The sequence below is a fragment of the Streptomyces adelaidensis genome (assembly GCF_016598475.1).
Classification (GTDB): Bacteria; Actinomycetota; Actinomycetes; order Streptomycetales; family Streptomycetaceae; genus Streptomyces; species Streptomyces adelaidensis.
Window position 1 is genome coordinate 162,839 of the sequence record NZ_JAEMUX010000011.1, and the last position, 12,299, is coordinate 175,137.

The following is a 12,299-nucleotide window of genomic DNA, read 5'->3' on the forward strand; positions in this document are numbered from 1 at the left end:
AGGTGGCTGGGCGAAAAACGCCGCCTGCTGTGGGGGCGGCCGCCTACGACTGCCGCCTGCTGTGGGCGACCGCCATGGCTGTCGCCTGCTCTTGGGGTGGCTGCGTACGTCCGCCGCCCGCTGTCGTGGCCGGCGGGCTGGTTCGCAGCGTTATCGCCGGTAAACCCAGAGTGATGTGAGACCAGAGTGGCTCAGGGGGTCCGGTCCCGCAACTCGCGGTTCGTCAGCCGCTGCGCCCCGCGGCCCTGCGCACCGCTTCTATGAACCGGCGCGCCGAGGGCGGCCCGGGCTTTCCCGGAGCCGGGTCCTGCTCGTTGAGCGTCAGCGTGTACCGGGTGCCGTTGACGTCGGCCATCGCCCGGTCCTCGTCTCCGAACCAGGGCTTCGAGGCGCGTACCGCCTGTACCGGGGCGCTGTCGATCTCGCTGCCGTAACTGGTCAGCAGTTGCAGCCGGCCGTCCTCGATCCGGACCTGGCCCGCCCGGGTGAGCTGCCGCAGCCTCTTTCCGATCCGCACGCCCGTGGCCGTGAACTCCGGCTCCGCCATGCTGCCCCGCCCCCTAGTGCGCTCGGCTGTCCTCAGTGGTGATCCGTGGCGGACCGTGATCCAGTGTGCCCGAGGTCGCCTTCCCCTGGGTGACCCTGTGGCACCGACCCGGCCCCTGCGGTGAAGTCTGCACGTCCGCCGCGTCGAGCACCAGTGCGCATGGAGGGTCGGGGGCGGGGTTCCGGCGCACGCGCGGCATGCGCCCCCCATGCGCCCCGCGCATCGCTGCCACAGGAGTGCCTTTGAGGTGCTCAAAGGTATGTTTATGCAGGTGAGAAGCTTGCGGAAGGTGTCTATCATCGGGACGTCCGACGCCGCGATCCGCCGTCGGCGCAACGCGTGAGGAGCACGCCGTGAGCACCCCCCACCCCGCCCGCCCTGACGCGACCCTCGATGTCGACCACACCGACACCGAGTACCGGACCTGGCTCAAAGAAGCCGTCCGCAAGGTCCAGGCCGACGCCAACCGCTCCGCCGACACCCATCTGCTGCGCTTCCCCCTGCCCGAGAGATGGGGCATCGACCTGTATCTCAAGGACGAGTCGACCCACCCCACCGGCAGCCTCAAGCACCGCCTCGCCCGCTCCCTCTTCCTGTACGGCCTGTGCAACGGCTGGATCCGGCCGGGCCGCCCCGTCATCGAGGCGTCCAGCGGCTCCACGGCCGTCTCCGAGGCGTACTTCGCCAAACTCATCGGCGTCCCCTTCATCGCCGTCATGCCGCGCACGACCAGCCCCGAGAAGATCCGCCTGATCGAGTTCCACGGCGGCCGCTGCCACTTCGTGGACGACTCACGGAAGATGTACGAGGAGTCGGCCCGCCTCGCGGTGGAGACCGGCGGCCGCTACATGGACCAGTTCACCTACGCGGAACGGGCCACGGACTGGCGGGGCAACAACAACATCGCCGAATCCGTCTTCCGGCAGCTCCAGTTGGAGCGTTTCCCGGAGCCCGCCTGGATCGTCGCCACCGCGGGCACCGGAGGCACCTCCGCGACCATCGCCCGCTACGTCCACTACATGCAGTACGACACCCGTATCTGTGTCGCCGACCCCGAGAACTCCTGTTTCTTCGAGGGCTGGACCACCGGCGATCCCGACGTCACCTGCGACTGCGGCTCCCGTATCGAGGGCATCGGCCGCCCCCGGATGGAGCCCAGCTTCGTCCCCGGCGCCGTCGACCGCATGATGAAGGTCCCCGACGCCGCCAGCGTCGCCGCCGTACGGGCCCTGGAGCGGGCCATCGGCCGCAAGGCGGGCGGCTCCACCGGCACCGGCCTGTGGAGCGCCCTCAAGATCGTCGCCGAGATGGTGTCCCAGAACCGCCGGGGCAGCGTCGTCACCCTCCTGTGCGACCCCGGCGACCGCTACCTCGACAAGTACTACTCGGACGAGTGGCTGGCGCAACAGGGCCTGGACATCGCACCGTACTCGGCAGCCATCGACGCGCTGCTGGAGACGGGCGTGTGGCGGAACTAGGGCCCATCTGATGGATCTCCGCGGCGTCGCGGGAGATCCATCAGAAGCGCCCTACTGGGCCATGGCTTTCAACAGCCGGCCGGGACCCGGCATGCCTCAGAGATCGGCGCCGTCCTCGGCCTCCCCGGCCACCACCAGCCGCCGCAGATGCTCCGAGATCTCGGCCCGCGCCTGCGCGGCCAACCCCGCGTCGGTCACCAAGGTGTCGATCTGCTCCAGCGCGGCGAACGAACTGAGCCCCACCGTCCCCCACTTGGTGTGGTCGGCCACCACCACGACCCGCCGCGCCGACTGCACGAGCCGCCGGTTCGTCTCGGCCTCCGCCAGATTCGGCGTGGACAGCCCAGCCTCCACCGATATCCCGTGCACACCCAGGAACAGCACATCGAAGTGGAGCGCCGCGATCGCCTGATCGGCCACCGGCCCCACCAGCGAGTCGGACGGCGTCCGCACCCCACCGGTGAGTACGACGGTCGCCGCACCCTGCCGGGGTCCCGACGTCCGCTGGGCGGCATGGAAGACGTCGGCGACGCGCACCGAGTTCGTCACCACGGTCAGATCCGGCACGTCCACGAGCCGGTGCGCGAGCGCGTACGTCGTCGTACCGCCCGACAACGCGATCGCGGAACCCGGCGCGACCAGCTCCGCGGCGGCCCGCGCGATGTCCTCCTTGGCGGACAGCTCCAGCCCGGACTTCGCCTCGAAACCCGGCTCGTGCGTGCTCGCCTCGGCCACCGGCACCGCGCCGCCGTGCACCTTCTCGACCACGCCCTGGCGGGCGAGCGCGTCCAGATCCCGGCGCACCGTCATGTCCGACACGCCCAGCTTGCGCGTCAACTCGTTGACACGGACCCCGCCCCGCCGTCGCACCTCGTCGAGGATCAAGGCACGGCGCTGCTCCGCGAGGAGGTTCTGGTTCTCACTCACGCCCGCTCCGGTCCTTTCGCCCCATCACGCCCGACACGCCTCCGATACCCCCTCCGACGAGCACTTTCCCCAGCCCCCGGTCCCGAGGACGTCCCATGTTCGCACGCCCCACAAGCGGTGACGCCACTACCCGCACAGGCACGGATACGTCACGCTCCGTTCCTCGCGCCCGCCACTATCACATGGATCGAGGAGATTCGGTGACCACAGGTGTACGAGCCCCGCTCAGCGGCGATCATCTGTGCCTGCACAGCACATCTGACTCGCGGCGCATCACGGGGGAAGCGGAACAGTGGATCGTGCGACGGAACATACGACACATACGGAACTCAGGGAACATCCGGAAGCCACACAAGTACCGGAGCACCGGGACACTGGCCGGTTCACGACGGACGGGAACGCCCTCGAACTCCTCGTCCACGGCGTCGGCGGCACCACCCCCGAACGCATGCTGGACGACCCGCGCACGGTCCGGATCACCGGCGACGACACGGCCGCCGTCTTCCGGCGCATCGACGACGCCGACGCGGAGGCACGCCCAGAGGACTACCGCGGCAAGCCCGTCCCCGAGGCCTATGTGTGGTGCAACCTCACCTCCGGAAACGGCTCCCGCGCCCTGTGGCTGTTGCTGCTCCCCTTCATGGTCGTCAACCTCGCCCACTGGATGCGCCCCAGTGCCCGCGACCGCCGACGCGCGGTCCGCCTCTACGGCCTCCTCGTCCGTCTGACCGGCCTGACCCTGACCGTGCTGCTCGTCGCCGCCGCCTGCGAGGTCGCCCTCGACCTGACCGCCTGGCAGTGCGCGGGCGCACGCGCCTGCGCCGAGGCGCACACCTGGCTCGGATTCCTCTCCCCGGCCGGCTCCGACGACGGCTGGTGGAGCCGGCCCGGCCGCCGCCTCGCCCTGGCCGCCCTGGTGCCCACCGCACTGACCGCCCTCCTGTGGTACCTGTCCCACCGCACCTGGAGCGAGTACGAGTCCCAGCGCCCCATGGACCGCGACGACGCCGAACAGGAGGAGCACGCCGAGCGCGAGGAGGACACGGCGCAGGTCGCTCTCGGCCGCCCCGGCTTCTGGTACGGGCGCCGCCTGGTGGCCAGGCTGCGGGCCGCCCACGCGGCGGCCGGTTTCCTGACGGTCGCGGCGGCCGTCGGCACGTCCGCGGCCCGCCACGACCGCCGGGCGGGCGGCCCCACCGCCCTGGAGCTCCTCGGCTGGCTGCTGAACGCCGCGCTCGTCCTGCTGGCCGTCGTCGTGGTGTGGGTGGTCTGCCGCCGGGGCCGCAGCGAGCGGCGCCTCGACAAGGACCTGGACGAACACCTGGTGCGCCGCCTGCCCGCCGCCTCGATCGCCCTGCTCGTCCTCGCCCTCATCCACGCCGGGTGGTCGCGCCCCGGCTGGACGTCGGCGGGGCGGCTGCCGGGAGACCTGACCTTCGGCGGGATCACCCTGGTCCAGGGCGTGCTCGTCATCGCGCTCGGCGTGGTCGCCCATACCCTGTACCGCTCCCACCCGGACCCGCGCACCGCCATGTACGGCCTGGCCGGCCCCGCCGTGGCGATGCTCGCCTGCGCCCTCGGCGGCGTCATGTCTGCAGGTGTCGCCCAACGCGTCGCCGACTGGCTGGGCGGCACCGACGACGCCCTGCCCGGCCCACCCGTCCTCCTCACCTGGCAGGCCTCCGTCATCCCGCCTCTCCTCCTGGTCGTCCTCGGCCTCCTCGGCTGGCTGGCCCGCCGCACCTGGGTGCTGCGCCGCGCGGAGACGGCGGCGGTGGAACACGAGTACGGCCTGGTGGAGGGCGGGCAGCACCACGAGCGCCGAGCGGAGCAGCCACCGGGCGAAGAGCCGGCGAAGGAGGAACCCGAGTCCCAGGACGCCGCCCGCACCCGCCGTATCGCGCGCACCCGGGCCATGGCCGCCCTCACCGACCGGGCGCCCCGCATCGTCGGCATCACCTCCACCGTGACGTTGCTCCTCGGCGCGGGCGCCCTGGCCGGCTCCCTGATGGCGCGCGCGACACCGGCGCGGGCGGCGCACGGCTCGTACGCCTTCGTCGAGGGCGGCGCCCAGACCGCCCAGGCGCTGGGGTCCTGGCTCATCGGCGTGGGCTTCCTGCTGTTCGTCACCTGGGGGCGCCGGGCCTACAAGGACGCCTCCGCGCGCCGCACGATCGGCATCCTCTGGGACGTGGGCACATTCTGGCCGCGCGCCGCACACCCGTTCGCACCGCCCTGCTATGCCGAGCGGGCCGTGCCCGACCTGACCTGGCGCATGGCCACCTGGACGCGCACCACGGGCGGCCGTCTCGTCCTCTCCGGCCATTCCCAGGGCAGTGTCCTCGCGGCGGCCGCCGCCTGGCAGCTGACGCCGTCCGTCCGCAAGCGGGTCGCGCTGCTCACCTACGGCTCACCGCTGGAGCGGCTGTACGGCCGCTGGTTCCCCGCCCACTTCGGCCCGGAGCCGCTCGCCTCGCTGCACCGCGAGGTCGACTGCTGGCGCAACCTGTACCGCCTCACCGACCCCATAGGCGGCCCCGTGCGCCTGACCAGCGCCTGTGGGCCGCAGGTCGACGCCGAGCCGTTCAACGACCCGCTCGCCTACGGCCGCACCGGCGCGCACCCCCTGCCCGCCCCGATCCTCGGCCACTCCGACTACCAGGCGGACCCGGCGTTCGCCGCGGAGCGGAAGCGGCTGCTGGACCGGCTGGGCCCGGACGTGCCGGGCCCACGCCGGTCCTAGGATGCCGCCGTCCGGCGCGGGCCAGGGCCGGAGGTTCGCCGAGTGCCGGTCTGTCGCAGGGAGTTCGCAGGACGCGCGCGTGCCGGCGCCCACCCCACGTGGGTCCAGGCCTACGCCCCATTCCGGCGGCCAGGTCACTCGGCGCTCGGGTTTCCCTCCGGATCCCTCCCCGCCGTGCGACGGGTGCTACGGCAGCTCCGGCAGGTCCTCCGCGTACAGCAACGTCAGTTCGTCCGTACTCGGTTCGGCGACCTGGGCCACCCGGCTGGCGTGGCGCTCCACCATCGCCTCGAAGGTCTGCCGCGCGGTGCGGCCGTTGCCGAAGGCCGGGCCCTTGGGGATCGCCGTGAAGTACTTCAGCAGCCCCTCGCCCGCACCCGGCGCCAGCCGGTACTCGTGCTCCTCGGCCTGCTGCTCCACGATGCGCAGCAGCTCGTCCGGGACGTAGTCGTCGAAGGTGATGGTCCGGGAGAAACGGGACGCGACACCGGGGTTGACGGTGAGGAAGCGCTCCATCTCGGCCGTGTACCCGGCGACGATGACCACCACCGCGTCCCGGTGGTCCTCCATCAGCTTGACCAGCGTGTCGATGGCCTCCTTGCCGAAGTCCCTCCCTGAGTCCTCCGGCGACAGCGCGTACGCCTCGTCGATGAACAGCACACCGCCACGGGCCCGTTCGAAGGCCTCCTGGGTGCGGATCGCGGTGGAGCCGATGTGTTCGCCGACCAGGTCCACGCGGGACACCTCGACGAGATGCCCCTTCTCCAGGACGCCGAGCGAGGCCAGGATCTCGCCGTACAGACGGGCCACGGTCGTCTTGCCGGTGCCGGGGGAGCCCGTGAACACCAGGTGGCGTTTGACGGAAGCCGCCTTGAGACCGGCCTGCTGGCGGCGGCGGCCCACCTCGATCATGTCCGTGAGGGCACGGACCTCACGCTTGACGCTCTCCAGGCCGACCAGCGCGTCGAGTTCACCGAGCACGGCCTTCGAGGTCCGCGCCGGCTCCTCGGGCTCGGCGGCGGGCGCCACGGCCGACGGCTGCTCGGTGGTGCGCTGGGCCGGGAGCGAACCCAGCACACCGGGGGACAGGGTGGTGGTCTGGGTGGCGGTCTCCAGCGCCGGGGGCCGCACGCCCGCGCTCTCGTCGCTGGTGCAGTCCTCGACGACCGGGCCGCCGCCCGCCGTGCCGGTGCCGCCCTCCGCGAACTCGTAGCCGCCGCGCGCACAGCGCTCCGTACGGCACTTGCGCAGCGTCGACCGGCTGCCGTCGATGATGTGGAAGCCGTAGCCGCCGCTGCCCGTCACCCGGCAGTTGAGGAAGCTGCCGCGGCCGCCGGCCGAGACATAGAAGCCCGCCTCGGCGGGCGAGGTGACCGTGCAGCGCTCGATGGTCGGGTCCGCGCCCTTGGTGACGATCACGCCGGTCTGGGTGCCGTCCACCGTGCAGTTGTTGAGGGTGCCGCCGCTGCCGTGGTCGCGGAACCAGGCACCTGTCGCGGCGTCCCGGATCCGGCAGTCGTCGAGCTGTGCGGTCGCCCCGTCGCTCACCGACACCGCCGTGTTCCGCACCTGCGACAGATCACTGTCGACGACGTCGGCGCGCGAACCCCGGTCCAGCACGAAGAGCGCGTCCGGCACATCGTGCACCCGGCAGGACTCCAGCACCGCCGTCGCGCCGTCGCTGACCCAGACGGCCGGATAGTCGCCGGTGCTGTCGAAGATCTCGCACTGGTTGGCGTCCACGCGGGTGCCCGGGTCCCACACCGACAGCCCGTTGCGCCCGAACTGGCGCACCGTCGTGCGGGTCAGGGTGAGGACGGAGCGCGAGCGGAGGTCCACCGCGTTCTCCGGGATGTCGTGGATACGGCAGTCGGCGAGGGTGAGCACGGCGTCCGTGTCGAGCGTGACCCCGTCCGCCGTGGTCCGGTGCACATCGCAGTCGGTGAGATGGGCCGTGGCCCGGCCGGTGATCTGGACGCCGCTGCCGCGCACCTCGTAGATCTCGCAGCCGACCGCTTCCAGCGCGGAGTTCTCGCCGGTCGCCGTGAGGCCCGAACCCGAGGTGTGGTGGATCCGGCACCGCTCCAGGCGGGGATGGCCGCCGCCGCGCACCGCGACTCCGGCCTGACCGGCCGCGACGACCTCGCACTCCTCGAACACGCCACCGCCGCCGTCGACCACGGCGATGCCGATGCCGGCCGGATTGTCGACCGTGCAGCGGCGGACCGTCGGGCGGGCGCCGCCGCGCACCTCTATGCCGGCCGCGGAACGCGTGACGATCCGCAGGTCCAGCAGCTCCGGCGTGCCGTCCTCGACGAGCAGCGCGGGCGCCGCCGAGTCCTGGCCCTCCACGTGCAGATCCTGCACCACGGCCGAGGCGGACACCGTCAACGGCACCCCGTCCACGGGCGCGATGCGTACCGAGCCGGGCGAGCCCTCCGGGCCGCGCAGTGTGACCCCCCGCCGCACGACGAGGTTCTCCCGGTACGTGCCGGGGGCGACGATGAGCACATCGCCGTCGCTCGCGGCCTCCAGGGCCGCGGCGAGCGACGTGTACTCACCCGTACGGCGCCGCCACCGCGATGTTCCGGTGTGCGTCACCTGGACCGTGCCCTGTGCCATGGCGTTGCTGTGCCCCCACCTCGTGGAACGCGGGTCGATGCCGAACAGTTCGGCTGGTCGGTCCACCGTAGCGTGCGCGGGCAGGGGGAGTTGACCGGAGTGGAAAGGCGGTCAGCTGCCCGTTCCCGTCCTGCCCCAGTCCGGTCCCGCCCTGTCCCATGCCTGGTCCCAGCGGGTGTACCGGCGGCGGACCATGCGCCAGACGATCAGCCGTCTGCCGCCCTCGACGAACCCCGCGGCGAGCATGGTCGCGCCGAAGCCGGCCAGCACCGCGTGCGTCGTCGCGGTGGCGGTGTCCAGGGGGCGGCCCACGGTCCGGCCCTGCCCGTCCGTCCACAGCGTGAAGTGGTCGCCCGGCTGCGGGGTCTTGAGGTTCGCCATGACCGTGCCGTGGCGGTCGGTGCCGTCCGGGCCGGTCCAGTCGGCGACCACCCGGCTCTGCCGGTCGCGGGTCGTGGAGGTCTCGGGGTCCGGGTCCAGCGGGGAGCCGTCGACCTTCTTGACGACGGTGGCCGTCACCCGGTGCCGGGACTCCTGCTGGTCCCGCACGGCCTGCTGAAGAGCCCCCTGGGCGGTGGTGCCGACGAGAGCGCCGACCAGGGGCGCGACGACGAGGATCAGCACGAGGGTCGCGAACGCCAGCGATGCCTCGACCAGATCGGTCGTCCGGCGCAACGGATTGTGCCGCCAACGCCACAGCCCGCCGAACGCCCGAAGTCCACCGATCGCCCGCACGACCCACACCCCCCTCCGCGTCCGTGATAGCCCCGGGGTGAGCCGTCCACGCGCGGTCCCGGTCAAGAGAGAGCGAGATCACCCTCCGACCGGCCTTCTCATGAACTTCTCACAAAGGCTCAACGGTCAGGCGCGGGGCTTGTGTTCCCCGCGCCTGAACCGAATCGTAGAAGGTTGAGTTTTCAAGAGGGAAGCGGGGTTTCCTCAAGACCGCCCAGATCTCATCGAGATCCGGCGCCGACCCAGCCGGCCTATTCGACTACGCGCACCGAATCGCCGATCCGTACCGTGCCCCCGGATTCCGGGACCAGGTTCTGCCCGAAGACCAGCTTGTCCCCGAAACGCCGATGGCGGGCGAGCGTACGCAGCGGCTCCCGGCCGCGCTCGGCGGTGTCCTGGTCGGTGGTGGTCACCACGCACCGGCCGCACATCGTGGCGACCCGGAAGGAGACCTCGCCGATCTCGACGCGCCGCCAGCCGTCCTCGGCCCAGGCCTCCGTGCCGTCGACGACCACATTCGGCCGGAAGCGGCTCATGGGCAGGGGGCCCTCCTCGGGGTGGTCGCCGCCCGCGACCAGGGCGTTGAGCGCGTCGAGCGAGGCGAGAGTGGTGAGCAGCAGCGGGTAGCCGTCCGCGAAGCTCACGGTCTCGCCGGGGCGGGCGTACTCGGGGTCGATCGGGCGGCGGGTCGCCGGGTCGTCGAGGTGCACGAGCCGGACGGGGATGCCCAGGGAGTCGCTGAACCAGGCGTGCGCCGCCCCGTCGGCCGGGACTCCCTCCACCTTGTCCCGCCAGATCTCCACCGTCGTCGTCCCCGTGGGCTCGGGCGCGCGGACCGTGAGCGGGTCACGGCCGGGCGCGGACAGCAAGAGACCGCCGCCGGGCAGAAGCCCGGCGGCGGCCAACGCCATTCGCGGATGTGGACGTTGAGTGATGACCTTGCCCGAGTCGTCGACCAGCACCCAGCGGCGGTCGCCCGCCAACCCCCAGGGCTCCACGGCGGCCTCGTCGGGCGCGAAGCCCCGGGCCGCCTTGAGCGGGTGGACATGGATCGAGTGCAGTGACGGATTCCCCATGGAGTCATCCTGCCAGGAGGCTCGGACAACCCCGCGCGGAATACGCGGAGTATTCCGGCCCGCTCAGTACCCCCGGTACTGCTGGCCGTTGTACGGCTCCTGCTGGTACGGCGCGGCCGGGGCCGGACGCGGAGCCGCGGGGCGCATGGCCTCGTAGCCCGTGTTGCCGCCCATCGGGCGCTGCTGCTGCTGCGGCTGGGCGCCCGGGTATCCACGCGGTCCCGAGGTCTGCTGCGGGATGTACGCGTTCGGCGCTTGCTGCAGCGGCGAGGGCTGCTGGGCCTGCGGATAACCGTAGGCGGGGGACTGCTGGGAGGGGCCCGCGGGCAGCGCGGGAAGCGCCGACGGCAGCGCGGGCAGATTGCTGCCCGGGATGTCGTACTGGGCGGGGACCCGGATCGGGGCGATCTGAGGGGTTCCCCGCTCGGCAACGAGAGAGTCGTAGATCGGGGTGTCCGCGAAGGACGAGGCGGAGTAGTAACCGCCGCCGTAGGTGGAGCGGGGGGAGGTCATGGCACATAAGGTAAGCCCACGATGTGCTGATTGGGGAGACCGATAAGAGGGTTGTTTTCCGTGTCGGCCGTGACGTCGGATCCTCAATGCGAGCGAACTCGGCGAAAAAGGGCAGAAAAGTGCGTTCTGGTCGTGTAAAGGCCGAGTTCCCGGCGGGTTACCGGCGGTTGGCCACGGATCTTTCGGTACGGGTCCTGGGGGTTCCGGGGCTCGGGGCAATAGGTTTGGCGCCACAACGGATCCGTCCGGATCCGGCGGACTGCGTGGGACGCGGCCTGGCGACGACCTTCTGGGCGACCTTCTGATGGGGGCAGACATGTCAATGCCGAAAGGATCGAACATCGCGGTGCCGACGGCCGCGCTTCGGGTGGAATTGGGGTGGCGTTCCGGACCGGGCGTGCCCGACGCGGACGCCTCGGCGCTGCTCCTTGTCGGTGGAAAGGTGCGCTCCGACGCGGACTTCGTCTTCTACAACCAGCCCGCCCACTCCTCCGGCGCGGTCCGCCACGAGGGCAAGCGGGACGCCGGCGGCCAGGTGACCGACGCGCTGCTCGTCGACCTCGCGCGCGTGGAGCCCGGCATCGAGACCGTGGTGCTGGCCGCCTCGGCGGACAGAGGCACCTTCGGACAGGTGCCCGGACTGTTCATCCGTGTGCTCGACGACCGGGCGGGCACCGAGATCGCGCGCTACGACAGCGCGGACGCCGGCGTCGAAACCGCTTTCGTCCTCGGAGAGTTCTACCGACGCCAGGGCGCCTGGAAGTTCCGCGCCGTCGGTCAGGGCTACGGTAGCGGGCTGGTGGGACTGGCCACCGACTACGGCATCACCGTGGACGAGCCGCAGCATCCGGCGCCGACACCGCCCGCGCCCGTGGCGCAGCCCGCGCCCGCACCCGTGGCCCCGCCCGTCACCGCGCCGACCCCGGTGACCGCCGCTCCGCCCCCGCCGCCCGCGCCCCCCGCCCCGGTCCGCCTCACCAAGGTCACACTCACCAAGGAGTCCCCGGCGGTCTCCCTGGCCAAGCAGGGCGGCACCTCCGGCGCCATGCGCGTGAACCTCAACTGGGAGGTGCGCAAGCAGTTCAAGGGATGGGGCAGCAAGCTGGGCCGGGCCGTCGCCATGCACGCGGACCTCGACCTCGACCTGTGCGCCCTGTTCGAACTGTCCGACGGCAGCAAGGGCGTCGTCCAGGCGCTCGGCAACGCCTTCGGGGCGCTGCACCAGCCGCCGTTCATCCATCTCGACGGCGACGACCGCACCGGCGCGGTGAGCAGCGGCGAGAACCTCACCGTGAACCTCGACCGCAGGCAGGACTTCCGGCGCATCCTCATCTTCGTCACCATCTACGAGGGCGCCCGCTCCTTCGCCGACCTGCACGCCACGGTCACCCTCCAGCCGCAGCACGGCGCGCCCGTCGACTTCTCCCTCGACGAGTGCACCGTCCCCTCCACCGTCTGCGCCCTCGCCCTCATCACCAACCAGGGCGGCGACCTGATCGTCCAGCGCGAGGCCCGCTACCTCGTCCCCGAGCGCGGCGTGAGCCCACAGCGCACGGTCGACTACGCCTACGGGTGGGGGATGAACTGGACCCCCGGCAGGAAGTAGGGACCCCCGTACAAGGGGCCCTGTACAGAGGAGCCCCGGTCCCGGACTAGAC

9 protein-coding genes are annotated in these 12,299 nt (G+C 71.8%); 3 read left to right on the forward strand and 6 right to left on the reverse strand.

Annotated elements, in window-relative coordinates; translation table 11 throughout:
• Positions 1–223: 223 nt before the first annotated feature.
• Positions 224–547, reverse strand: a complete 324-nt coding sequence (locus I8N67_RS09275) for a hypothetical protein (protein ID WP_200302118.1) — start codon at positions 545–547, stop codon at positions 224–226.
• A gap of 353 nt (positions 548–900) precedes the next feature.
• On the opposite strand from I8N67_RS09275, the gene cds1 reads away from it, so the two are divergent.
• The gene (cds1, locus tag I8N67_RS09280) at positions 901–2,025 is read left to right on the forward strand and encodes an L-cysteine desulfhydrase Cds1 (protein ID WP_200302119.1); all 1,125 of its coding nucleotides are present in this window, start codon (positions 901–903) and stop codon (positions 2,023–2,025) included.
• Positions 2,026–2,121: 96 nt separating this feature from the next.
• Here the strand turns inward: cds1 and I8N67_RS09285 are convergent, their stop codons facing one another.
• Entirely contained in the window at positions 2,122–2,952 is an 831-nt protein-coding gene (locus I8N67_RS09285) for a DeoR/GlpR family DNA-binding transcription regulator (RefSeq protein ID WP_200302120.1), read from the reverse strand.
• A 292-nt stretch (positions 2,953–3,244) separates the two neighbouring features.
• Here I8N67_RS09285 and I8N67_RS09290 point away from each other — a divergent pair, with 292 nt between their 5' ends.
• Positions 3,245–5,695 carry a hypothetical protein gene (locus I8N67_RS09290; protein WP_200302121.1) on the forward strand — a complete coding sequence of 817 codons (2,451 nt, stop codon included), beginning with the start codon at positions 3,245–3,247 and terminating at the stop codon, positions 5,693–5,695.
• Between the two features lie 186 nt (positions 5,696–5,881).
• Here I8N67_RS09290 and I8N67_RS09295 read toward each other — a convergent pair whose 3' ends face one another.
• The 4 genes from I8N67_RS09295 to I8N67_RS09310 form a co-directional block, all read right to left on the reverse strand.
• Entirely contained in the window at positions 5,882–8,317 is a 2,436-nt protein-coding gene (locus I8N67_RS09295) for a right-handed parallel beta-helix repeat-containing protein (protein WP_200302122.1), read from the reverse strand.
• Positions 8,318–8,428: 111 nt separating this feature from the next.
• Positions 8,429–9,052 carry an Rv1733c family protein gene (locus I8N67_RS09300; RefSeq protein WP_200302123.1) on the reverse strand — a complete coding sequence of 208 codons (624 nt, stop codon included), beginning with the start codon at positions 9,050–9,052 and terminating at the stop codon, positions 8,429–8,431.
• A 251-nt stretch (positions 9,053–9,303) separates the two neighbouring features.
• Positions 9,304–10,128 (reverse strand): MOSC domain-containing protein, encoded by an 825-nt coding sequence (locus tag I8N67_RS09305; protein ID WP_200302124.1) that lies wholly within the window; start codon positions 10,126–10,128, stop codon positions 9,304–9,306.
• Positions 10,129–10,191: 63 nt separating this feature from the next.
• The gene (locus tag I8N67_RS09310) at positions 10,192–10,641 is read right to left on the reverse strand and encodes a DUF6643 family protein (RefSeq protein ID WP_200302125.1); all 450 of its coding nucleotides are present in this window, start codon (positions 10,639–10,641) and stop codon (positions 10,192–10,194) included.
• Positions 10,642–10,957: 316 nt separating this feature from the next.
• On the opposite strand from I8N67_RS09310, the gene I8N67_RS09315 reads away from it, so the two are divergent.
• A complete protein-coding gene (locus tag I8N67_RS09315; RefSeq protein ID WP_234045341.1) occupies positions 10,958–12,247 on the forward strand; it encodes a TerD family protein in 1,290 nt (429 codons plus the stop codon).
• Positions 12,248–12,299: the final 52 nt, after the last annotated feature.

Bases quoted from the DNA above. Each gene is read 5' to 3' on its own strand.
- I8N67_RS09305 (WP_200302124.1), bottom strand. From the start codon at position 10,128: ATGGGGAATCCGTCACTGCACTCGATCCATGTCCACCCGCTCAAGGCG.
- I8N67_RS09275 (WP_200302118.1), bottom strand. From the start codon at position 547: ATGGCGGAGCCGGAGTTCACGGCCACGGGCGTGCGGATCGGAAAGAGG.
- I8N67_RS09315 (WP_234045341.1), top strand. From the start codon at position 10,958: ATGTCAATGCCGAAAGGATCGAACATCGCGGTGCCGACGGCCGCGCTT.
- I8N67_RS09310 (WP_200302125.1), bottom strand. From the start codon at position 10,641: ATGACCTCCCCCCGCTCCACCTACGGCGGCGGTTACTACTCCGCCTCG.
- I8N67_RS09295 (WP_200302122.1), bottom strand. From the start codon at position 8,317: ATGGCACAGGGCACGGTCCAGGTGACGCACACCGGAACATCGCGGTGG.